This window comes from Stenotrophomonas maltophilia (assembly GCF_001676385.1).
Taxonomy (GTDB): Bacteria; Pseudomonadota; Gammaproteobacteria; order Xanthomonadales; family Xanthomonadaceae; genus Stenotrophomonas; species Stenotrophomonas maltophilia_J.
This window is the reverse complement of sequence record NZ_LYVJ01000004.1, coordinates 286,816-310,655: the sequence shown is the minus strand read 5'-3', so window position 1 is coordinate 310,655 and position 23,840 is coordinate 286,816. Positions and strand designations below refer to the sequence as shown.

Here is a 23,840-nt window from a genome sequence, read left to right as displayed (position 1 = left end):
CTGTGTCGACCAAGGTCGACACCCACCAACAGCAACGCAGAGCGCCGTCCCGACAGATCGCAGAACTCTGTCGAAGGCGGGGTGGGCGCGGTTGCGGGAGTGTCCGCGGCATGGATGCCGCGGCCAAGCCCCCATGGAAGGGTTTACGGCGTCTCCCGCAACTGGACCCACCCCGCCATCCCACGGATAGCCCGCTGTTGCTGTTGCTTCGGCTGTTGCCGTTGCCTCTGCGGGTGCAGGGCACGGCCCTGCCGGCACCCACCCCCATTCAGGCAGGTAAGTGCAGGTCACAGGATAAGCAGACGCCTTGTTGCCTCGGCCGAACGGGTCCACATTCCTGTGCAGGAGACGGGCCACCGCCCGTTGTCGAGACACCCGGAGCCCTGCATGTCCGCTGCCCCCACCACCGCCATTTCCCGCGATCCGGCCACCGGCCAGCAGATCGCCAGCCATCCCTTCGCCACCGACGCCGAGCTGGACGCGATCCTCGAGCGCGGCCAGGCCGGCTTTGCCGCCTGGAGCGCCAGCAGCCTCGAACAGCGCGCGGAGGTCCTGCGTGCAATGGCCGCGGTACTGCGCCGCGACCGTGAGAAACTGGCCGCGCTGGCCACCGCCGAAATGGGCAAGGTCCAGGCCGAGGCACTGGCCGAGATCGAGAAGTGTGCCGTGCTGTGCGACTGGTACGCCGACCACGGTGCGCAGTTCCTGCGCGACGAACCGACCCAGGTGCCCGACGACAAGGCTTACGTGTCCTACCTGCCGCTGGGCGTGGTGCTGGGCATCATGCCGTGGAATTTCCCGTACTGGCAGGTGATGCGCGCGGCCGTGCCGATCCTGATGGGTGGCAACGGCTTCCTGCTGAAGCCGGCCGAGAACATCGTCGGCACCGCGCAGTTGCTCGACGCCGCCTGGCGCGATGCCGGGCTGCCGGAAGGTACCTTCATCGCGGCCAACATCAGCCGCGAGGGCACCAGCCGCGCCATCGCCGATGACCGCATTGCCGCGGTGACCTTGACCGGCAGCGTGGCGGCCGGCCGCAGCATCGCCGCCCAGGCCGGGCAGGCGCTGAAGAAAGTGGTGCTGGAGCTGGGCGGCTCGGATCCGTTCATCGTGCTGGCCGACGCCGACCTCGATGCTGCGGTCGAGGCGGCGGTGGCCTCGCGCTTCCAGAACACCGGGCAGGTGTGCATCGCCGGCAAGCGCATCATCGTCGAAGACCCGGTATACGACCGCTTCGTCGCGAAGTTCTGCCAGAAGGTGCAGGCGTTGACGGTCGGTGATGGTCGTGACCCGGGCAACCGTATCGGCCCGATGGCTCGCCAGGACCTGCTGGAACAGCTTGACGCGCAGGTGCGTGCCTCGGTGGACGCTGGCGCGCAGCTGCTGGTCGGCGGTCACCAGCTGGACCGGCCGGGCGCGTTCTATGCGCCCACCGTACTGGCCGGCGTGGCGCCGGGCATGCAGGCCTTCGACACCGAGACCTTCGGACCGGTGGCCTCGATCAGCCGTGCCCGCGATGCCGACCATGCGGTGGAACTGGCCAACCAGAGCGAATTCGGCCTCAGCGGCAACCTGTGGACCGGCGACCGCGCCCGTGCCATGCAGCTGGCGCGACGGCTGCAGACCGGCGGGGTGTTCGTCAACGGCTTCTCCGCCTCCGACCCGCGCGTACCGATCGGCGGCGTGAAGAAGAGCGGCTTTGGCCGCGAGCTGTCTCATTTCGGTATCCGTGAATTCGTCAACGCGCAGACGGTGTGGTTCGACAAGCATTGACGCGCGGCTTTCATCCTTCCTGCAACGATCCATCACCAGTCCAGCGAAAAGGACGGCACTCCCATGTCCAAGGGTTCAGACCTGCTCGTCGCCGCGCTTGAGAACGAAGGCGTCGAGCGCATTTTCGGCATCCCCGGCGAAGAAAATCTCGACGTCGTCGAGTCGCTCCGGCATTCCAGCATCGAGCTGGTCATCACCCGCCACGAACAGGCAGCGGTATTCATGGCGGCCACCTATGGCCGCCTGACCGGCAAGCCGGGCGTGTGCCTGGCCACGCTCGGCCCGGGTGCGCTCAACTTCACCACCGGCGCCGCCTATGCGCTGCTCGGCGCATGGCCGGTGATCATGATCACCGGCCAGAAGGGCATCGTCGCCAGCAAGCAGGCGCGCTTCCAGATCGTCGACATCGTCAGCACGATGAAGCCGCTGACCAAGCTGGCACGGCAGATCGTCTCCGCGCGCACCATCCCGACCATCGTCCGCGAGGCCTTCCGTGTTGCCCAGGAAGAGCGCCCGGGCCCGGTGCTGCTGGAACTGCCGGAGGATATCGCTGCCGATGAGGTCGAGGGCGCAGCCCTGATTCCGCCGCATGCGGTGGAGCGGCCGATTGCCGGCCCCGAGGCGCTGGACCGCGCGGCGGAGATCATCCGCAATGCCAGGCGCCCGCTGTTGATGATCGCCTCGGCGGCGTCGCGGCCGCAGTCCAGTGAAGCGCTGTCGGCGTTCGTGTTGCGCGCTGGCATCCCGTTCTTCACTACGCAGATGGGCAAGGGCGCGGTGGCCGGCGGTTCGGGCCTGTACATGGGCACCGCAGCGCTGACCGAGCGCGACTACGTGCACATGGCGATCGACCAGGCCGACGTGATCGTGACCATTGGCCACGAGGTCACCGAGAAGCCGCCGTTCGTGATGCGTCCGGGCGGGCCGACGGTGATCCATATCGGCTACTCGCAGGCGGCGGTGGAGCAGGTGTACTTCCCGCAGGTGGAAGTGATCGGCGATATCGGCCGTTCATTGACCCAGCTGGCCGACCGCATCGAAGGCGCGGTGCCGAACGCGGCTGCGCTGCTGCCGCTGCGCGCGACCATCCTCGAGCATCTGGCCGATCGCGCCGAAGAGGCCGGCTTCACCCCGCAGCGGCTGGTGCACGACGTTCGCAAGGTGATGCCGCCGGACGGCATCGTGGCGCTGGACAACGGCATGTACAAGATCTGGTTTGCCCGCAACTACCGCACGCAGGTGGCCAATACGCTGCTGCTGGACAACGCGCTGGCGACCATGGGCGCGGGCCTGCCGTCGGCGATCATGGTCTCGATCCTGTACCCGCAGCGACGGGTGCTGGCGGTGTGCGGCGACGGCGGCTTCATGATGAACAGCCAGGAGCTGGAGACGGCGCGCCGGTTGGGCCTGAACCTGGTGGTGCTGGTCCTCAACGACGGCGCCTACGGGATGATCCGCTGGAAGCAGGCGGTCGATGGCTTCACCGACTACGGCATGACCTTCAGCAATCCCGATTTCGTGAAGTACGCGGAGGCCTATGGCTGCAAGGGCCACGAGGTGACGGCGATCGAGCAGTTCATCCCGACCCTGGAAGCGGCGTTCGATGAGGGCGGGGTGCACCTGGTGTCGGTGCCGGTCGACTATTCGGAGAACCAGCGGGTGCTGGTGGACGAGTTGCGGCAGGCGTTCCCGGGGAACGGCCAGGCATCGATCCGATAGCTCCGGTAGGTGCCGACCTTGGTCGATACAGGGACCGCCAACCCAGGTTGGCGACTACCGGGGCAGGCGGCGGCGGGGCCGGGGCAGGGCGGTTTTGGTATGCTGTGGGGCCGGCTGCGCCGGGCGTGACATCCCCCACCACTACATGATTTCCGCAGATCCATGAGCGAAGCCACCGATACCCCCCCCGTCGACGAAAACAAGTTGATCGCCGAGCGCCGTGAGAAACTCAAAGCGCTGCGTGGGCAGGGCATCGCGTACCCGAACGATTTCCGCCGGGAGGACTTTGCGGGGCGCCTGCAGGAAGAGTTCGCCGATGCGGAGCAGTGGACCGCCGAGGCGCTGGAAGGCAGCGGCCGCCAGGTAAGGATGGCCGGCCGCCTGATGGCCAAGCGGATCATGGGCAAGGCCAGCTTCGCGCAGATCCAGGACGAGTCCGGCCGCATCCAGCTGTTCCTGCAGGGTGCAGCGCTGGGCGAAGCGTATGCCGCCTTCAAGGGCTGGGACGTGGGTGACATCATCGCCGTCGAGGGTGGGCTGACCCGTACCCGGACCGGCGAGCTGTCGGTCAAGGCCGAATCGATCCGCCTGCTGACCAAGTCGCTGCGCCCGCTGCCGGACAAGTGGCATGGCCTGGCCGACGTCGAGCAGCGCTACCGCCAGCGTTATGTCGACCTGATCGTGACACCCGAGTCACGTGCGGTCTTCATCAAGCGCTCGAAGATCATCCGTGCCATGCGCGCATGGCTGGACAGCCGCGACTTCCTGGAAGTCGAAACGCCGATGATGCATTACATCCCCGGCGGCGCGGCAGCCAAGCCGTTCACCACCCACCACAACGCGCTGGACCTGGACCTGTACCTGCGCGTGGCGCCGGAGCTGTACCTCAAGCGCCTGACCGTGGGCGGCCTGGAGCGGGTGTACGAAATCAACCGCAACTTCCGCAACGAAGGCGTCAGCACCCGCCACAACCCGGAATTCACCATGATGGAGCTGTACGAGGCCTATGCCACGTACAATGAAATCATGGACCTGACCGAAGGCGTGATCCGTGACGTGGCCAAGGCCGTCAACGGCAGCACCGAGGTGGAGTGGGAGGGGGCGAAGATCGACCTGGGTCCGGCGTTCCGCCGCTGGCGCATGGACGAAGCGGTACGCCACCACAACCCGGAAATCTCGGCGGCCGACTGCACCGACCGCGAGGCGCTGCTGCGCCATTGCGAGCGCCTGAAGATCAAGGTCAAGCCGTCGTACGGCTGGGGCAAGCTGCTGCTGGAGATCTTCGAGGCGACCGTCGAGCACACCTTGATCCAGCCGACCTTCATTACCGACCATCCGGTGGAGGTCTCGCCGCTGGCCCGTGCCAACGACAACGATCCGGGCTATACCGACCGCTTCGAGCTGTTCGTCAATGGCAAGGAGCTGGCCAACGGCTTCTCCGAGCTGAACGACCCGGAAGACCAGGCCCAGCGTTTCCAGGCCCAGGTGGCGGCAAAGGAAGGGGGCGACGACGAGGCGATGCACTACGACGCCGACTACATCCGTGCGCTGGAGTATGGAATGGCGCCGACCGGCGGCCTCGGCATCGGTGTCGATCGCCTGGTGATGCTGCTGACCGGCAGCAGCTCGATCCGGGACGTCCTGCTGTTCCCGTACATGCGTCCGGAGCACTGAGGCTTTCGAGCCCGTTTGTGCGCGCCGTCGCGAAATGAGACGGCGCGATTGACGCCTCCCGCACGCGGCGTATCGTTAATGCACGTCCTTGACGTCGGCTATGGCTTGATCGGCGGCAGGGGAGTACGCAGCGCGGAGAATCCGCTTCACGCTGTGACGACGATCATGAACCGGGATGCACGACACGGGAGTCACGCCGATGCAGGGTGCGAGCGTTCGCAGCGGCAGGGTATCCTCGCCTGCTGATGATCCAGCATGGTCGAGAAACCAGGCAGAGTACGCGTTGAACATCGTCATTATTGATGACCAGACGTCCGCGCGGACGATGTTGCGCCATGTCATCGAGGACATCGCGCCAGAACTGAGCGTGCATGACTTTGGTGATCCGCTGGCCGCATTGGCCTGGTGCGAGGCGCATCCGGTCGATCTGCTGCTGCTTGACTACCGCATGCCGGAGATGGATGGGCTGGAGTTTGCCCGCCGTTTCCGCCGCCTGCCCAAGCACCGTGACATTCCGGTGATCCTGGTCACGGTGGTTGGCGACGAACCGATCCGGCAAGCGGCGCTGGAAGCGGGTGTCATCGATTTCCTGGTCAAGCCGATCCGGCCGCGCGAGCTGCGTGCGCGCTGCTTCAACCTGCTGCAGTTGCGCCAGCAGAGCGAGAACGTGAAGCAGCGAGCGCTGTCGCTGGAACAACGGCTGCTGGCCAGCATGCACGAGGTCGAAGAGCGCGAACGCGAGACTCTGTCGCGATTGGCCCGGGCGATCGAGTTCCGTGACGCCGGCACCAGCGCCTACCTCGAGCGCATGGCGCGCGTTGCAGGCCTGATCGCCGATCAGCTGGGGCTGCCTGAAGAGGACGTGCGGCTGATCGAAATGGCGGCACCGCTGCACGACATGGGCAAGATCGCCATTCCAGACGCGGTGCTGCTCAAGCAGGGCAAGCTCAACGACGAGGAGCTGGCGATCATGCGCCGGCACCCGCGTATCGGCCACGAGCTGCTCAGTGGCAGCCAGAACCGTTTCATCCAGGTGGGTGCGCTGATCGCGCTGCGCCATCACGAGCGCTTCGATGGCAGCGGCTATCCGGATGGCCTGGTCGGCGAAGCGATCCCGCTGGAAGCGCGCATTGTCGCTGTGGCCGATGTCTTCGATGCGCTCATCTCGCCGCGTCCCTACAAGGAAGCCTGGACCCTGGAAGCCACGTTGGCCTATCTCTATGCCCAGCGTGGCCGACTGTTCGATCCGCGCTGCGTGGACGCGCTGATGAAGGGGCGTGAGCAGCTTGAACTGATCTGCGCCGAGCATTCGGTCGCCTCGGCGCGCCCGGGGCTGGGCGCGTGAAACGCCTGCTGGCGCAACTGCGGCTGCGCCTGTCCCAGCGCCAGGACAGCGAGCACGGCCAGCAGATCGTCCGCATCGTCCTGATCAGCCTGATCCTTGGGTACGTGCTGTTGCCGGCGCCGCGCCACGATCTGCCGCACGGGCAGTACGTGGGCGTGCTGGCCATCGTGCTGACCGGCCTGAGCCTGTCGCTGCTGCTGTTCGGTTGGCTGCTGTGGCGGCCGGAACGTTCCGATCCGCGCCGGGTACTGGGCATGCTGGCCGATTACGGCCTGATTGCCGCCGGCATGGTGCAGATGGGCGAACCCCTGGCCTGGGTCTACATCGTGGTGATGTGGGTCACGGTCGGCAACGGCATGCGCTTCGGCAACCATTACCTGTACGTGGCGGTGGCGATGGCCATGGCCAGCTTCGGCTGTACCGTGCTGCTCACGGCGTACTGGCAACAGAATTTCCGCTTGGCGATCGGGCTCTGGCTTGGGCTGGCGGCGGTGCCCCTGTATTTCTCGACGCTGTTGCGGCAGTTGACCGAGGCGATGGCCGAAGCACGCCGCGCGAGCGAGGCCAAGAGCCGCTTCCTGGCCAACATGAGCCATGAGTTCCGGACTCCGCTGAACGGCCTCAACGGCATGACCGAGGTGCTCGCAACCACGCGCCTGGACGATGAGCAGCGCGAGTGCCTGAACACGATCCAGGCGTCCTCCCGCAGCCTGTTGGCGCTGGTCGAGGAGGTCCTGGACATCTCGGCCATCGAGGCCGGGAAGCTCCGAGTGGTCGCCGAGGATTTCGCCCTGGCTGACGTGATCCAGGCCATTGGCCTGATCCTGCTGCCACAGGCCAAGGCCAAGCGCCTTGATTATCGCGTGAAGGTCGCCGACGGGGTCCCGGCGCGGTTGCGTGGCGATGTCGGGCACCTGCGGCAGATCCTGTTGAACCTGGCGGGCAACGCCGTCAAGTTCACCGACCACGGCCGGGTCGAGATGCGGGTGGGCGTGGTACACGCCGATACCAGCGGGGCGGTGCGCCTGCGCTTTGACATCTTCGACACGGGCATCGGTGTGCCCCCGGCGATGCGGGCGCGCTTGTTCGATGCCTTCGAACAGGCTGATGTAAGCATGGCCCGGCGCCATGAGGGCACCGGCCTGGGCACGACCATCGCCAAAGGCCTGGTCGAGGCGATGGAGGGCGAGATCGGCTACCTGGATAATCCGCCCCGGGGCAGCCACTTCTGGGTGGAACTTCCGTTTGCGCCGCCGCAGCCGAGGGTCCCCGGCGCGGTGCCGTCCGTGGCACCGTCCGAGGAGGCGGGCGCGGGCGGCAACGTGATCGCATTCGCGGATCCCTTCCTGCGCCATCGCGCGCGGGTGCGCAGCATGCAGATCCTGGTGGCGGACGACCACGAAGCGAACCGGATGGTGCTGCAGCGCCTGTTGCAGAAGGCAGGCCATCGGGTGCTGTGCGTCGACGGTGGCGAAGCCGTGCTGGATGCCCTGGCGGGCAGCGAGTTCGATGCGGTCATCGTCGACCTGCACATGCCGGGCATGAGTGGGCTGGACATGCTGAAGGAGCTGAGGGTGATGCAGGCCGGTGGCGGTCCACGCACGCCGGTGCTGGTGCTCAGCGCCGATGTCACTCCCGAGGCGATCCAGCGCTGTACGCAGGCCGGCGCGCATGCGTTCCTGGCCAAGCCGGTGGTGGCGGTGCGGCTGCTCGATACCCTGGCCGAAATCGCCAGCAATGCGCAGTTGAGAAGCGCTGCGCCGCCGGTGGTGAGGCCGTCGGTCCTGCAGCAGGATGGCGTGCTCGACAGCAGCGTGCTGGACGAACTGGCGTCGCTGGGCATGGGGGATGGCTTCGAGCGCGAGTTCATCCGCCAATGCCTGGAAGACGCTGCCAGCTGCATGGGCAAGGCCGAGCAGGCCGGCGAGGGTGCCCGGTGGGAGGTGTTCCGCGAGCAGGCCCACGCGATCAAGGGGGTGGCCAGCAATCTCGGCCTGATGCGGGCCGCCAACCGCGCGGGCGAACTGATGCGGATGGCCGATTGGCAGCTCAAGGCCGAATGGCGGCAGCGCGTAGCGATCCTGCAGGACGCGATCAAGGAAGGCCGCCGCGCGCTCGATGCGCGGGCCGAGCGTCGGCTGCGCGGCGCTGCCGATGATCGCGAGCGCTAGCTCCGGGGCAGGCAGGGCGGCAGGCGAAAAAAAGCCCGGTGGCCAACCGGGCTTGAACCCTTCTGGGGGAGGGAGAGTCAGGCCGCGTCGAGACTGGCGCGACGGGTCTGGGCCTTGATCAAGCGATCCATGGTGCGCAACGAACGGTCGCCCAGGGCCAGGGCGGAATCGACCCAGACCTTGGTGATCTCCAGGAGTTCGTCATAGCCGACGGGCTGGGCGATGGCGCGTGCGGCGTTCATCGCCAGGTATGACTGTGGGATGCGCTGCTGCTGGCGGATGAGGTCCTCGACGGCGGCGCGGCCCTCGCCCTTCTTCACCAGCACGTCGACCACCCCCATCGCGTGCATCTCCTCGGCGCTGTACACGCGACCGTCGAGGATGATCTTCTCGGCCAGGTGCGGAGACACCCGGCGGCACAGGAAGGAGTAGGCGCCCATGCCCGGGAACAGGCCGAACAGCACCTCTGGCAGGCCCAGGCCGCTGCCTTCCTCGGCCACGATGGTGTGGCAGGCCAGGGCCATCTCCAGGCCGCCGCCCAGCGCATCGCCCTGGATCAGCGCGATGGAGCGGATGTCGCCGCCGAAGCCGGTATGCAGGTGGTGGACGCCTTCCACGCAACGCTGGGCGTAGGTCAGCAGGAGGTCCCGGTTGCCTTCCCGGATCAGCCGGGTGAACAGGTCCAGGTCGCCCCCCAGGTTGTACGCGGCGGCATCGGATGCCAGTACGAAATGACGCAGCCTGCCGGCGTGGCGCTCCGCCGGGCTGCGGGTGATGGCGCTCATGTAGGCCCACATCTCGTCAAGCATGTCCTTGCGGCAGCAGGGGCGGATGCCGGTGCCGGCGTCGGCATGCATGAACAGCCAGTGGGCGGCGCCATCGTCGCTGTCCTCGGTGCGGATGGTGGCGAAGGGGGCGCCGCTGACGGGCAGCTTTTCAATGGTACTCATGGAAGGGTCCTCGACGTGCGGCCCGCAGAGAGGGGTGGGTGGCCGGCGGGCCGGACGGTCCACACACGCGGCGATGCTACACCGCCTCTGCGGTGGCGCATGCGAAAAGGCCCGGAGCGTTCCCGTCCCGGGCCCAAGCCGTCCAGATTGCCGAAAACCCTTACTGGGCGGGCGTGTCGCGCAGTTCGCGGCGCAGGATCTTGCCGACATTGGTCTTCGGCAGTTCCTTTCGGAATTCTACGATTCTGGGGTGCTTGTAGCCGGTGAGGTTGGCCCGGGCATGCTCCTTGACCATCTCGGCGGTCAGGTTCGGGTCCTTCTTCACGATGACGACCTTGACCACTTCGCCCGACTTCTCGTCCGGCACGCCGACCGCCGCGACCTCCAGTACGCCCGGCATCATGGCGATCACGTCTTCCACTTCGTTCGGATAGACGTTGAAGCCGGACACCAGGATCATGTCCTTCTTGCGGTCGACGATGTAGCAGAATCCGCGATCGTCCATCTTCGCCATGTCGCCGGTATGCAGCCAGCCATCGGCGTCGATGGCCTTGGCTGTTTCCTCCGGGCGCTGCCAATACCCCTTCATCACCTGCGGGCCCTTGATGCAGAGCTCGCCGACTTCGCCCAATGGCAGGATCGTACCGTTGTCGTCCTTGATGCAGGCATCGGTCGACGGGATCGGCAGGCCGATCGAGCCATTGTATTCGGAAAGGGTGAGCGGATTGATGCAGGCCGCCGGAGAGGTTTCGGTCAGCCCGTAGGCCTCCACCAGGGTCACGCCGGTGGTCTTCTTCCAGCGCTCGGCCACGGCACGCTGGACCGCCATGCCGCCGCCCAGGGTGACCTTCAGCGACGAGAAGTCGACGGTATCGAAACCCGGCGTGTTGAGCAGGCCGTTGAACAGCGTGTTGACGCCGGTGATCGCGGTGAATCGTACCGACCTGAGCTCCTTGACGAAGCCCTTCATGTCGCGCGGGTTGGTGATCAGGTGGTTGCAGCCACCGAACTTCATGAAGACCAGGCCGTTCGCGGTGAGCGCGAAGATGTGGTAGAGCGGCAGGGCGGTGATGATCCACTCCTTGCCCATCTCGATGCCCGATGCACTGATCCAGGCCGAGGCCTGCTGCATGTTGGCGATCAGGTTGCGGTTGGTGAGCATTGCGCCCTTGGCCACGCCGGTGGTGCCGCCGGTGTACTGCAGGAAGGCGATATCGTCGTGGTCGATCTCGACCTTCGGAAGCGTGTGGCGACTGCCCAGCTTGAGCGCCTGCCTGAAGCGCACGGCACCCTTGATGTGGTAATTGGGCACCATCTTCTTGATGTACTTGAGTACGAAGTTGATGATCGCGCCCTTGCCACCCAGCAGGTCGCCCAGGCCGGTGGTGATCACGTGCTTGACCGGGGTATCGGCAATGACCTGCTCGACGGTGTTGCCGAAGTTGTCGACCACCACCAGTGCGGTCACGCCAGCGTCAGCCAGCTGGTGCCTGAGTTCGCGGGGGGTGTACAGCGGGTTGACGTTGACCACGGTCAGGCCCGCACGCAGCACGCCGAAGGTGGCGACCGGATACTGCAGGCAGTTGGGCATCATCAGGGCCACGCGGTCGCCCTTCTTGAGCTTGAGCTCGCCCAGCAGGTAGGCCGCGAACTGGTTCACCAGTGCGTCCGTTTCACCGTAGGTCAATACCTTGCCGAAGCTGGAGTAGGCGGGCCGGTCGCGGAATTTCGCAACAGAAGCGTCGAAGACCGAAGCTACCGAATGGAATTCATTGACGTCGATTTCGGCGGGAACGCCTTTCGGATAGCTCTGCAGCCAGGGACGATCCAGACTCATATTCCCCCTCCAGGAATCGTGGTGTATTAGGGTCCGGCGCTGAGCGTATCGGCAACGACCGGTCATTGCAGCATACCCCGCCGTAGGGAAAACGCGAAGGGGGCGCCTGGGGCGGGTTGTGCAATAACGTCAAACACCGCCGGACGCGGCCCGGCGCTGCCGAAGCCACGGTGTGCCAGGCAGCGCCGGGCCCTGACCGGCGGGCATTCCGGGTTGTGCGATGCGTTCAGCCCTGCTTGCGCACCGGTGCGCCGTTGGCCTTGTAGTAGGGTGCGGTGCTGCGGGGCAGCGGCGTGCGGCCGCGGATCACGTCGGCCAGCTTCTCCGCCATCATGATGGTCGGCGCGTTGAGGTTGCCGGTCACCACCTGCGGCATGATCGAGGCATCGACGATGCGCAGGCCTTCCAGGCCGTGCACGCGGCCCTGGCCATCGACCACCGCCATCGGGTCGTCGGCATGGCCCATCTTGTTCGAGCACGAAGGATGGTAGGCGGTCTCGGCGTGCTCGCGCACGAACGCATCGATCTGCGCATCGGTCTGCAGCGCGCTGCCCGGCGAGATCTCGCGGCCGCTGTACGGGGCCAGCGCCGGCTGCGCGAAGATCTCGCGGGTGATGCGGATCGCCGCGCGGAATTCGCGCCAGTCCTGCTCGTGAGACATGTAGTTGAACAGGATGCTCGGATGTTCGCGCGGGTCCTTGGAGCGCACGTGGATGCGGCCGCGGCTGGGCGAGCGCATGGAGCCGACATGCATCTGGAAGCTGTGCGCCTTGATCGGGTTGGAGCCGTTGTAATTGATCGCCACCGGCAGGAAGTGGTACTGCAGGTTGGGCCAGTCGAATTCGGCGTCGCTGCGGATGAAGCCGCCGGCCTCGAACTGGTTGCTGGCGCCGATGCCGGTGCCCAGGAACAGCCACTCGGCACCGATCGCCGGCTGGTTGTACAGCTTCAGCGCCGGGGCCAGCGACACCGGCTTCTTGCACTCGTACTGCAGGTACATCTCCAGGTGGTCCTGCAGGTTGGCGCCGACGCCCGGCAGGTGGTGCACCAGGTCGATGTCCAGGCCGCGCAGCAGGTCGGCCGGGCCGACACCGGAGCGCTGCAGGATCTGCGGGGAGGCGATGGCGCCGCCACACAGCAGCACTTCGCGGCGGGCGGTCGCACGCTGCGGCTGGTCGTTGTGCAGCCACTGCACGCCCACCGCACGCTTGCCCGAGAACAGGATGCGGTCGGTCAGCGCATGGGTGACGATGGTCAGGTTCGGGCGTGGCCTGGCCAGGTCCAGGTAGCCGCGGGCGGTGCTGGAACGACGGCCCTTCGGGGTCACCGTGCGATCCATCGGGCCGAAGCCTTCCTGCTGGTAGCCGTTGAGGTCGTCGGTGCGTGGGTAGCCGGCCTGCACGCCGGCTTCTACCATCGCAGCGAACAGCTCGTTGTTGCCGGCCTTCGGCGTGGTCACGCGCAGCGGGCCGTCGCCGCCGTGGTAGTCATTGGGGCCGATGTCGCGGGTTTCGGCCTTGCGGAAGTAGGGCAGGCAGTCCAGGTAGGTCCAGTCTTCCAGGCCCGGCATGCTCGCCCAGTTGTCGTAGTCCATTGCGTTGCCGCGGATGTAGCACATGCCGTTGATCAGCGACGAGCCGCCCAGGCCCTTGCCACGGCCGCAGTCCATGCGGCGGTTGTTCATGAAGGGCTCGGGATCGGTCTTGTATGCCCAGTTGTAGCGCTTGCCCTGCAACGGGAAGGCCAGTGCGGCCGGCATCTGGGTACGGAAGTCGAAACGGTAGTCCGGGCCACCGGCTTCCAGCAGCAGCACGCTGACATCGGCATCTTCGGTGAGGCGGGTGGCCAGCACGTTGCCGGCCGAACCGGCGCCGATGATGATGTAGTCGTACTCGTTGTGGGTGCTCATGGGTGTCTCCTGCAGGCCGGGGCGCGCTGCATGCACACGTCCCGGCGGAATGTCGGCCCGGCGCGGCGGCCGGGCGATGGGGCGGGCTCGGGGCGCGCCGGTCAGAACACGCTGGCGTAGTCGCCCAGTTCCACCTGCACCGACTTGATGCGGGTGTAGTGGCCGAGGGTCGAGATGCCGTTCTCGCGGCCGACGCCGGATTCCTTGTAGCCACCGACGGGCATTTCGGCCGGCGATTCACCCCAGGTGTTGATCCAGCAGATGCCGGCTTCCAGGCGGTGGATGATGCGGTGGGCGCGGCTGACGTCCTTGCTGACCACGCCGGCGGCGAGGCCGAAAGTGGTGTCGTTGGCACGACGCACCACTTCGTCTTCGTCGTCGTAGGCGAGGATGCTCATCACCGGCCCGAAGATCTCTTCCTTGACGATGGTCATGTCGTCGCGGCAGTCGGAGAACACGGTCGGCAGCACGTAGGCGCCGTTGGCCAGCGCACCTTCGGTGGCACGGCCACCGCCGGTCAGCAGGCGGGCGCCTTCGGTCTTGCCGCTCTCGATGTAGCGCAGCACGTTTTCCATATGCGGGAAGCTGGTCAGCGGGCCGAAGTTGGTCGCCTCGTCCATCGGGTCGCCGATGCGGATGCGCTTGACGCGCTCGACAACGGCGGCCTCGAATGCGGCCAGCATGCTGCGCGGCACGAACACGCGGGTGCCGTTGGTGCAGACCTGGCCGGAGCTGAAGAAGTTGGCCATCACCGCGATGTCGGCGGCGCGGTCCAGGTCGGCGTCATCGCAGATCACCAGCGGCGACTTGCCGCCCAGCTCCATGGTCACTTCCTTCAGCGACGAGGACGCGGCGCTGGCCATCACCTTCTTGCCGGTGGCGACGCCGCCGGTGAAGGAGATCTTCTCGATCAGCGGGTGCTCGGTCAGCCACTGGCCGATTTCGCGGCCCGGACCCTGCACGACGTTGAACACGCCGGCCGGCACGCCGGCTTCGGTGTAGATCTCGGCCAGTCGGATCGCGGTCAACGGGGTGACCTCGGAGGGCTTGAACACCATCGCATTGCCGGCAGCCAGCGCCGGGGCCGACTTCCACATGGCGATCTGGATCGGGTAGTTCCAGGCACCAATGCCGGCGACCACGCCCAGCGGCTCGCGGCGGGTGTAGAAGAAGCTCGATTCGCGCAGCGGCAGCTGGATGCCTTCGATGGCGGTGGCCAGGCCGGCGTAGTACTCGACCACGTCGGCTCCGGTGACGATGTCCACCGTGGTGGTTTCGGCCAGCGCCTTGCCGGTGTCCAGGGTTTCCAGGTGAGCCAGTTCGTCGTTGCGCTGGCGCAGGATCTCGACGGCGCGGCGCAGGATGCGCGAACGCTCCATGGCGGTCATCGCCGCCCACACCTTCTGGCCCTCGGCCGCGCTCTGAACGGCGCGCTCGACATCGGCCTGGCTGGCGACCTGCACCTCGGCGATCACCTCGCCGGTGGCCGGGTTGACGGTCTTGAAGGTCTTGCCGCTGGTGGCATCGACCCGCTGGCCGTGGATGTAGAGCTGTTGGACGGGCAGGGCGGTCATGGGGCGTACTCCTTGGAAGGGGGCGGGGTGCTGGGGCGCTTATAGCGCGGCAGCCTGCAACTGGAAGTCGATGTAGCCGTAGGCGATGCGACGGCACTTCTCGGCGTTGAACTGGCCGCCGACCAGGCTGCCGCGCAGCCACAGCCCGTCGATCATCGCGGCCAGGCCGCGGGCGGCGAGGCGGGCCTGCGGGTGGGGCAGCAGGCGGTTGAACTGGTGGCACAGGTTGGAGAACAGGCGCTGGTCGTTGGCGCGCTGCAGCCGGGCCAGTTCCGGCTGGTGCATGCTCGCGGCCCAGAAGGTGAGCCAGACGCGCATCGCGGTACCGTTGATCTGGCTGTCATCGAAGTTGCCATCGACGATGGCGCGCAGCTGCGCGCGCGGGTCTTCGCCGGCGTCGGCACGGCAGCGGGCGACCGCCTGCTTCAGCTCGCGCAGGATCTGCCGCATTGCAGCATTGAGCAGGCCGTCCTTGTCGCCGAAGTAGTGGGCGACGATGCCGCTGGACAGCCCTGCCTTCTTCGCGATGGTGGCGACGGTCGCATCGGCCATGCCGATCTCGTCGATGGTCTGGAAAGTGGCCCGGATCAGCTGTTCGCGCCGTACCGGTTCCACGCCTTTCTTCGGCATTGTCTCTCCACGGATTGCGACCCGAAGGATCGGGCTGACAGTCATTATGCTTTTTATTGATTGAACGTTCAATCAATAAACCCTAGGATGCGCTCGCGCCCCACGCCATGGGCCCGGTTTTCCGGTCCGGCCCCGCCCATGTGCTCCCCCGGACTGATGAGACGACCCCATGTCTGCCCTGGCTCATCCCACGCGTTCGCCCCTGCGCCTGAACCGCTTTGTCTTCCTCAGTTCTTCGGTGTCGATCGGCATCCTCGGGCTGCTCACCGTTGTCTACCCCGAGGCCAGCGAGCACTGGCTGCAGTGGGCCCAGGCCGAAGTGTCGGCCGCCTTCGGCTGGTGGTACATGCTGCTGATCGTGCTGTGCCTGGGCTTCGTGCTGTGGCTGGCGTGCTCTCCCTATGGCCGCATCCGCCTGGGCCACAACGAGGAGTCGCCGGCCTTCGGCTACGTCGCCTGGGTCTCGATGCTGTTCTCGGCCGGCATCGGCATCGCGCTGCTGTACTACGGAGCCTACGAGCCGCTGGACCATTTCCTCCACCCACCCGGGCAGCCCGGCGGGACCGTGGCCGCCGGCCGCGAGGCGATGGTGCTGACCTTCCTGCACTGGGGCCTGCATGGCTGGGCGCTCTACGCGCTGGTGGGCGTGGCGCTGGGCTACTTCGCCTACCGGCGCGACCTGCCGCTGGCGCTGCGCTCGGCGCTGTATCCGGTGTTCGGTGAGCGCATCCATGGCCGCATCGGCGACATGGTCGATGGCTTTGGCATCCTGGCCACGTTGATCTCGATGGTGACCAACCTCGGCATCGGTGCGCTGGTGGTGCAGTCCGGACTGGTCTATCTGTTCCATATCCCGGATACGCCGCAGGTGCTGGTCGCGATCGTGCTGGTAATGATGGCGGTGGCCACCATTGGCGTGGTTGCCGGCGTGGAGAAGGGCATCGCCTGGCTGTCCAATCTCAACGTGCGGCTGCTGTGCGTCCTGTTGCTGTTCGTGCTGGTAGCCGGGCCGACCCTGCACCTGTTCGACGGCCTGATCCAGAACACCGGCGATTACCTCGGCGCCTTCGTGCGCAAGAGCTTCGACATGTACCTCAACGACCCGAAAGGCCGTGAGTGGATGGGTTCGTGGACGCTGTTCTATTGGGCATGGTGGATCGCCTGGGCGCCGTTCGTGGGTCTTTTCGTGGCGCGCATCTCTCGCGGCCGCACCATCCGCGAAGTGATCCTGGGGGTGCTGCTGATCCCGCTCGGCTTCACCCTGGCGTGGCTGTCGATCTTCGGAAATACCGCCATCGACCTGGTGCTCAACCATGGCCAGGCGGTGCTGGGCGAGGTCGCGCAGCACGATGCGGCGATGACGCTGTTCAAGCTGCTGGAATACCTGCCTGGCGCGCCCTACGTGGCCGGTGCCGCGGTGGTGATCGGCTTCGTGCTGTTCCTGACTCCGGTCGATTCGGGCACGCTGATGATCGCCAACCTGTGCACCCGCCGCGTCGATGACGGCGTGGAGGATGGCCACGATGCGCCGATCTGGCTGCGCGTGTTCTGGTCGGTGGGCATCACCGTGGCCAGCATCGGCCTGCTGCTGGCCGGTAATTTCAGTGCCATGCAGACGGCCGTGGTGCTGTGCGGCCTGCCGTTCTCATTCACCCTGGCGTTCTACATGTGGGGCCTGCTGAAGGCGCTGCGCACCGATCCGGATGCACCGCGGCGGTGAGCGCCTCTGTAGAGCCGAGCCCACGCTCGGCTGCTGTTGGCGCAGAAGCAGCCGAGCGCAGGCTCGGCTCTACAGGGGGCATCGCAAACGCAATGGGCCGGATCCGCAAGGATCCGGCCCATTGCTCAATCGGACGCAACCGCGCCGTTACTTGGCTGCCAGCTGGCGCAGCACGTACTGCAGCAGGCCGCCGTGGCGGAAGTACTCGACTTCCTTAGGGGTCAGCAGCATCACCGACACCTCGAAGGTCTTCTTCGTGCCATCGGCCCTGGTGGCGGTGACCGTGGCGCGCTTGCTGGCGCCGTCCTGCAGGCCGGTGATGTCGATCACTTCCGAACCGTCCAGGCCCAGGGTCTGCGCATTCTCGCCGTTGCGGAACTGCAGCGGCAGCACGCCCATGCCGACCAGGTTGGAGCGGTGGATGCGCTCGAAGCTCTCGGCGATGACCGCCTTCACCCCCAGCAGCAGGGTACCCTTGGCTGCCCAGTCACGCGACGAACCAGTGCCGTACTCCTTGCCGGCCAGCACCACCAGCGGCACCTTGTCGGCCTTGTACTTCATGGCCGCATCGTAGATCGCCAGCTTCTCCGGCTGGCCGCCCCCGGCCGGGTAGTACAGGGTGTTGCCGCCTTCCTCGCCACCGAACATCAGGTTCTTGATGCGGATGTTGGCGAAGGTGCCGCGGACCATCACGTCATCGTTGCCGCGGCGGCTGCCGTAGCTGTTGAAATCAGCCGGCTGCACGCCCCTTGCCTGCAGGAAGCGGCCCGCAGGCGAGTCCTTCTTGATGTTGCCGGCCGGGGAAATGTGGTCGGTGGTGATCGAATCGCCGAACAGGCCCATCACGCGCGCGCCGTGCACGTCGTCGATGCTGCCGGTCTGCATGGTCATGCCATCGAAGTACGGCGGGTTCTTGATGTAGGTGGAGGCGTCGCTCCATTCGTACAGGTTGCCGTCCGGCGAGGCGATGGTGTTCCAGCGGGTGTCACCCTTGAACACATCGGCGTAGTTCTGCTTGAACATCTCCGGGCCGAGGGTGGCGGCGATGACGTCGCCGATTTCCTTGTTGCTCGGCCAGATGTCGCGCAGGTACACCGGCTGGCCATCGCTGCCGGTGCCCAGCGGCTGGGTGGTCAGGTCGATGTCGGTGGTGCCGGCAATGGCATAGGCCACCACCAGCGGCGGGCTGGCCAGGTAGTTCATTTTCACTTCGGGGTGCACGCGGCCCTCGAAGTTGCGGTTGCCCGACAGCACCGAGGTCACGACCAGGTCACCGGCGGCGATGCCGGCACTGACTTCGACGGGCAGCGGGCCGGAGTTGCCGATACAGGTGGTGCAGCCATAGCCGACCACGTAGAAGCCGATCTTCTCCAGTTCCTTCAGTACACCGGCCTTTTCCAGGTAATCGGTGACCACGCGCGAACCCGGGCCGAGCGAGGTCTTCACCCATGGCTGGCGGTTCAGGCCCCTGGCGGCCGCGTTGCGGGCGAGCAGGCCGGCACCGATCATCACCGCCGGATTGGAGGTGTTGGTACACGAGGTGATGGCGGCGATGACCACGGCGCCGTCCTTCAGCCGCACCTTGCGGCCTTCGATCTCGATGTCGGCAAAGCCCTTGGCCAGCTGCTCGTTGCCGACTGCGGCACCGCCGCCTTCGTTGACGAACGAGGAGACATCATCGCTGCGCTTGTCGCGGTTGGCGGTCATGCCGACCAGTGCTTCGCGGTAGTTGTTCTGCACGTCTTCCAGCAGCACGCGGTCCTGCGGGCGCTTGGGACCGGCCAGCGACGGCTTCACCGTGCCCATGTCCAGCTCCAGCGTGGTGCTGTACTGGGCGTGCGGGCTGCCGGGCTCGTGCCACAGGCCCTGTGCCCTGGCGTAGGCCTCGACCAGCGCGATCTGCTCCTCGCTGCGGCCGGACAGGCGCAGGTAGCTCAACGATTCGGCATCGACCGGGAAGATGCCGCAGGTGGCGCCATATTCCGGTGCCATGTTGCCGATGGTGGCGCGGTCGGCCAGCGGCAGGTGCTGCAGGCCGTCGCCGTAGAACTCGACGAACTTGCCGACCACGCCCAGCTTGCGCAGCATCTGGGTGACGGTCAGCACCAGGTCGGTGGCGGTAGCGCCTTCGGGCAGCTTGCCGGTCAGCTTGAAGCCGACCACCTGCGGGATCAGCATCGACGACGGCTGGCCGAGCATGGCGGCCTCGGCTTCGATGCCGCCCACGCCCCAGCCCAGCACGCCGATGCCGTTGATCATGGTGGTATGGCTGTCGGTGCCGAACACGGTGTCGGGATAGGCAATCTCCCTGCCATCCTTCTGCGCGGTCATCACCACGCGCGCCAGGTTCTCCAGGTTCACCTGGTGGACGATGCCGGTGTTCGGCGGCACCACCTTGAAGTTGTCGAAGGCCTTCTGGCCCCAGCGCAGGAAGCCGTAACGTTCCTGGTTGCGCTGGAATTCGATCTTGCCGTTGAGGTCCAGCGCGTCGGGCTTGCCGAACACGTCGACCTGCACGGAGTGGTCGATGACCAGTTCGGAGGGAATCTGCGGGTTGATCTGCTCCGGCTTGCCGCCGAGCTTGACGACGGCATCGCGCATTGCGGCCAGGTCGACCACGCAGGGCACGCCGGTGAAATCCTGCAGCACCACGCGCGCGGGCATGAAGGCGATTTCGGTGTCCGGCTCGGCGGCCGGGCTCCAGCGGGCCACGGCCTCGATGTGGTCCTTGCCGACGGTGATGCCACCATCCTCGTGCCGGAGCAGGTTCTCCAGCAGGATCTTCATCGAATAGGGCAGGTGGGAGATATCGAAGCGCTGGCCCAGCGCGGGCAGGCTGAAGTAGTCGTAGGTCCTGCCGCCGACGTTCAGCTGGCTGCGGGTGGAGAACGAATCGCTCATGCGGGGTAACTCCTTCTTGCGGATGGCTTGCAGTGGTGCGTGCATGGACACGCACCTGCTTGCGGTCGCCGCGGGCCTTGCGGCCCCGGTGGCTCCAGTATGAACCCCGGACTGAATGGATTCATCCGGGGCGGGCCGGCCTGCGGCATCGGTTCCAGACTACAGCGGGAGGTGTATGGCGTATGTCACGTTTGTGGCCGATCCTTTGCGAGGCAAGGGCTGGCGGGCTGCCTGTCCTGTTCAGGGTGGAAGTATGCCAGGGAAAGTATGTATAATTTGTGCATACTTTGGAGGGCCTGCTGATGGAAGCCACTGTTGCGGAACGCGGACAGATCACCCTGCCGAAGGCGGTGCGTGATGCCCTCGGCCTGACCAAGGGCACGCTGCTGAAGGTCGAGCTGGATGGCAGCCGCATCATCCTGCGCAAGAGTGTGGACGATGCCATTTCACGGGCGCGCGGCAAGTTCGCGCTGGACGGCTTCGAATCCTCGGATGCGGCCGTGCGCTCGGTACGCGACGAGGGCTGATCCGTGATGATCGCCGTCGATTCGCCGGTGCTGGTCGAGCTGCTCAGCAATGGCCCGCAGGCCGACGCGGTTGAAGCCATCCTCAGGCAGAGCCTGGTGGGCGGCCGCGTGGTGGTCTGCGGCGCGACCCTGGCCGAAGTCTGCGCGTCGCTGCGAGGCGGTGCCGAGGTGCTGGAAGCACTGGAAGAGATGGGCGTGCACTTCAACCCGATGGAGGCCAAATCGGCCCTGCGCGCCGGCGAGATGCACCGCCGCCATCGCCAGCGCGGCGGCAGCCGCCGCAGCCTGGATGAATTCATGGTCGGCGCCCACGCACTGTTGCAGTGCGACGGCCTGATCACCTGGAACGACACGTTTTACCGCGACTACTTCAAGGGCCTGAAGCTGATCGTGCCGCACGCCTGAGCCCACCCAAATCCTTAAATCGCATTACCCGGGAGTTGTCATGTTGGAAGCCTACCGCCACCACGTCGCCGAGCGCGCTGCGCTTGGCATCCCGCCGCTGCCGCTGAGCGCGCAGCAGACGGCCGATGTCATCGAACTGCTGAAGAATCCGCCGCAGGGCGAGGCCGAGTTCCTGCTCGACCTGCTGACCCACCGCGTGCCGGCCGGCGTCGATGACGCGGCCAAGGTCAAGGCCTCGTACCTGGCGGCGATTGCCCTGGGCAGCGAGCAGAACCCGCTGATCAGCCGGGAGCGTGCTACCGAACTGCTGGGCACCATGCTTGGCGGCTACAACGTCGCGCCGCTGATCCAGCTGCTGGACGATGCCAGCGTCGGCGCCATCGCCGCCAACGGCCTGAAGAACACGCTGCTGGTATTCGACGCCTTCCACGACGTGCAGGAAAAGGCCAAGGCCGGCAATGCCAACGCCCAGGCCGTGCTGCAGAGCTGGGCCGATGCCGAGTGGTTCACCAGCAAGCCGGAAGTGCCGCAGAGCCTGACCATCACCGTGTTCAAGGTGCCGGGCGAAACCAACACCGACGACCTGTCGCCGGCCCCGGACGCCACCACCCGCCCGGACATCCCGATGCACGCGCTGGCGATGCTGAAGAACAAGCGTGACGACGCGCCGTTCACTCCGGAAGAAGACGGCAAGCGCGGCCCGATCCAGCAGATCCTGTCGCTGAAGGACAAGGGCCACCTGGTCGCCTACGTTGGCGACGTGGTCGGCACCGGTTCCTCGCGCAAGTCGGCCACCAACAGCGTGCTGTGGTGGACCGGTGACGACATCCCGTTCATCCCGAACAAGCGCGCCGGTGGCGTGTGCCTGGGCGGCAAGATCGCGCCGATCTTCTACAACACCATGGAAGATGCCGGTGCGCTGCCGATCGAGCTGGACGTGTCGAAGATGGAGCACGGCGACGTCATCGAGCTGCGCCCGTACGAAGGCAAGGCGCTGAAGAACGGCGAGGTGATCGCCGAGTTCCAGGTGAAGTCGGACGTGCTGTTCGACGAAGTGCGCGCCGGCGGCCGCATTCCGCTGATCATCGGCCGTGGCCTGACCGGCAAGGCGCGCGAAGCGCTGGGCCTGGCCCCGGCCAACCTGTTCCGCCTGCCGGTGCAGCCGGCCGACACCGGCAAGGGCTTCTCGCTGGCGCAGAAGATGGTCGGCCGTGCCTGCGGTCTTCCGGAAGGCCAGGGCATGCGCCCGGGCACCTACTGCGAACCGAAGATGACCTCGGTGGGCTCGCAGGACACCACCGGCCCGATGACCCGTGACGAGCTGAAGGACCTGGCCTGCCTGGGCTTCTCGGCCGATCTGGTGATGCAGTCGTTCTGCCACACCGCCGCCTATCCGAAGCCGGTGGACGTGAAGACCCACCACACGCTGCCGGAATTCATCTCCACCCGCGGCGGCATCTCGCTGCGTCCGGGCGACGGCGTGATCCACAGCTGGCTCAACCGCATGCTGCTGCCGGACACCGTCGGTACCGGTGGCGACTCGCACACTCGTTTCCCGGTGGGCATTTCGTTCCCGGCCGGTTCGGGCCTGGTCGCCTTCGCTGCGGCCACCGGCGTGATGCCGCTGGACATGCCGGAGTCGGTGCTGGTGCGCTTCAAGGGCAAGATGCAGCCGGGCGTGACCCTGCGTGACCTGGTCAATGCCATTCCGCTGTACGCGATCAAGTCGGGCCTGCTGACCGTGGCCAAGGCTGGCAAGAAGAACATCTTCTCCGGCCGCATCCTGGAAATCGAAGGCCTGCCGGACCTGAAGGTCGAACAGGCGTTCGAGCTGTCCGACGCTTCGGCCGAACGTTCGGCCGCCGGTTGCTCGGTGCGCCTGAACAAGGAACCGATCATCGAGTACCTGACCAGCAACATCACCCTGCTGAAGTGGATGATCGCCGAGGGTTACCAGGATCCGCGTTCGCTGCAGCGCCGGATCGAGAAGATGGAGGCGTGGCTGGCCAATCCGCAGCTGCTGGAGCCCGATGCCGACGCCGAATACGCTGCCGTCATCGAGATCGACCTGGCCGATATCCACGAGCCGATCGTGGCCTGCCCGAACGACCCGGACGACGTGAAGACCCTGTCCGAAGTCGCTGGCGCCAAGATCGACGAAGTGTTCATCGGCTCGTGCATGACCAACATCGGTCACTTCCGTGCGGCGGCGAAGCTGCTGGAAGGCAAGCGTGATATTCCCACCCGCCTGTGGGTGGCCCCGCCGACCAAGATGGACGCTTCGGAGCTGACCAAGGAAGGCGTGTACGGCACTTTCGGCAGCGCGGGTGCGCGCATGGAAATGCCGGGCTGCTCGCTGTGCATGGGCAACCAGGCGCAGATCCGCGAAGGCTCCACCGCGATGTCGACCTCGACCCGCAACTTCCCGAACCGCCTGGGCCGCAACACCAATGTGTACCTGGGTTCGGCGGAACTGGCGGCGATCTGCTCGCGCCTGGGCCGCATCCCGACCAAGGAGGAGTACATGGCGGACATCGGCGTGATCAACGCCAATGGTGCGGAGATCTACCGCTACATGAACTTCGACCAGATCGAGGAATACCAGGACGTGGCCGGCACGGTCGCTGCCTGACGCGGTGAAAATGAAAACCCCCGGTGAAAGCCGGGGGTTTTTTGTTGCGTGATGCTGTGTAGAGCCGGGCCAC

At 66.3% G+C, this 23,840-nt stretch carries 15 protein-coding genes; 9 read left to right on the top strand and 6 right to left on the bottom strand.

Annotation, left to right across the window (positions count from 1 at the left end; genetic code table 11):
- The first annotated feature begins 387 nt into the window (after window positions 1–387).
- From A9K58_RS07220 to A9K58_RS07200, 5 genes are all read left to right on the top strand, one after another.
- Entirely contained in the window at window positions 388–1,773 is a 1,386-nt protein-coding gene (locus tag A9K58_RS07220; RefSeq protein WP_065198703.1) for an NAD-dependent succinate-semialdehyde dehydrogenase, read from the top strand.
- A gap of 63 nt (window positions 1,774–1,836) precedes the next feature.
- On the top strand, window positions 1,837–3,492 hold the full coding sequence (locus A9K58_RS07215) for an acetolactate synthase large subunit (RefSeq protein WP_065198702.1): 1,656 nt from the start codon (window positions 1,837–1,839) through the stop codon (window positions 3,490–3,492).
- 162 nt (window positions 3,493–3,654) lie between these two features.
- A complete protein-coding gene (gene lysS / locus A9K58_RS07210; protein WP_065198701.1) occupies window positions 3,655–5,166 on the top strand; it encodes a lysine--tRNA ligase in 1,512 nt (503 codons plus the stop codon).
- Between the two features lie 199 nt (window positions 5,167–5,365).
- Window positions 5,366–6,511: a cyclic di-GMP phosphodiesterase response regulator RpfG gene (rpfG, locus tag A9K58_RS07205; protein WP_065198700.1), complete on the top strand. Its 1,146-nt coding sequence runs from the start codon at window positions 5,366–5,368 to the stop codon at window positions 6,509–6,511.
- A complete protein-coding gene (locus tag A9K58_RS07200; protein WP_065198699.1) occupies window positions 6,508–8,682 on the top strand; it encodes a response regulator in 2,175 nt (724 codons plus the stop codon). The genes rpfG and A9K58_RS07200 overlap by 4 nt, the downstream gene beginning before the upstream one ends.
- A gap of 77 nt (window positions 8,683–8,759) precedes the next feature.
- Here A9K58_RS07200 and A9K58_RS07195 read toward each other — a convergent pair whose 3' ends face one another.
- The 5 genes from A9K58_RS07195 to betI form a co-directional block, all read right to left on the bottom strand.
- Complete coding sequence (locus A9K58_RS07195; protein WP_065198698.1) at window positions 8,760–9,632, bottom strand: crotonase/enoyl-CoA hydratase family protein; 873 nt, start codon at window positions 9,630–9,632, stop codon at window positions 8,760–8,762.
- Between the two features lie 160 nt (window positions 9,633–9,792).
- Window positions 9,793–11,469, bottom strand: coding sequence for a long-chain fatty acid--CoA ligase (locus tag A9K58_RS07190; RefSeq protein ID WP_065198697.1), 1,677 nt, complete (start codon window positions 11,467–11,469; stop codon window positions 9,793–9,795).
- A gap of 226 nt (window positions 11,470–11,695) precedes the next feature.
- Window positions 11,696–13,378, bottom strand: a complete 1,683-nt coding sequence (gene betA / locus A9K58_RS07185) for a choline dehydrogenase (protein ID WP_065198696.1) — start codon at window positions 13,376–13,378, stop codon at window positions 11,696–11,698.
- Between the two features lie 101 nt (window positions 13,379–13,479).
- A complete protein-coding gene (gene betB / locus A9K58_RS07180; protein WP_065198695.1) occupies window positions 13,480–14,952 on the bottom strand; it encodes a betaine-aldehyde dehydrogenase in 1,473 nt (490 codons plus the stop codon).
- Window positions 14,953–14,991: 39 nt separating this feature from the next.
- Window positions 14,992–15,582 (bottom strand): transcriptional regulator BetI, encoded by a 591-nt coding sequence (gene betI / locus A9K58_RS07175; protein ID WP_065198694.1) that lies wholly within the window; start codon window positions 15,580–15,582, stop codon window positions 14,992–14,994.
- 169 nt (window positions 15,583–15,751) lie between these two features.
- On the opposite strand from betI, the gene A9K58_RS07170 reads away from it, so the two are divergent.
- On the top strand, window positions 15,752–17,302 hold the full coding sequence (locus tag A9K58_RS07170) for a BCCT family transporter (RefSeq protein ID WP_065198693.1): 1,551 nt from the start codon (window positions 15,752–15,754) through the stop codon (window positions 17,300–17,302).
- A 147-nt stretch (window positions 17,303–17,449) separates the two neighbouring features.
- Here the strand turns inward: A9K58_RS07170 and acnA are convergent, their stop codons facing one another.
- Window positions 17,450–20,203 (bottom strand): aconitate hydratase AcnA, encoded by a 2,754-nt coding sequence (gene acnA / locus A9K58_RS07165; protein WP_065198692.1) that lies wholly within the window; start codon window positions 20,201–20,203, stop codon window positions 17,450–17,452.
- Window positions 20,204–20,505: 302 nt separating this feature from the next.
- Between acnA and A9K58_RS07160 the strand changes: the two genes are divergently transcribed.
- The 3 genes from A9K58_RS07160 to acnB are packed head-to-tail and all read left to right on the top strand — an operon-like array spanning window position 20,506 to window position 23,767.
- Entirely contained in the window at window positions 20,506–20,730 is a 225-nt protein-coding gene (locus tag A9K58_RS07160) for an AbrB/MazE/SpoVT family DNA-binding domain-containing protein (RefSeq protein WP_065198753.1), read from the top strand.
- 6 nt (window positions 20,731–20,736) lie between these two features.
- Window positions 20,737–21,135: a type II toxin-antitoxin system VapC family toxin gene (locus tag A9K58_RS07155; protein ID WP_005416402.1), complete on the top strand. Its 399-nt coding sequence runs from the start codon at window positions 20,737–20,739 to the stop codon at window positions 21,133–21,135.
- A 40-nt stretch (window positions 21,136–21,175) separates the two neighbouring features.
- Window positions 21,176–23,767, top strand: coding sequence for a bifunctional aconitate hydratase 2/2-methylisocitrate dehydratase (gene acnB / locus A9K58_RS07150; protein ID WP_065198691.1), 2,592 nt, complete (start codon window positions 21,176–21,178; stop codon window positions 23,765–23,767).
- The last annotated feature ends 73 nt before the right edge of the window (window positions 23,768–23,840 follow it).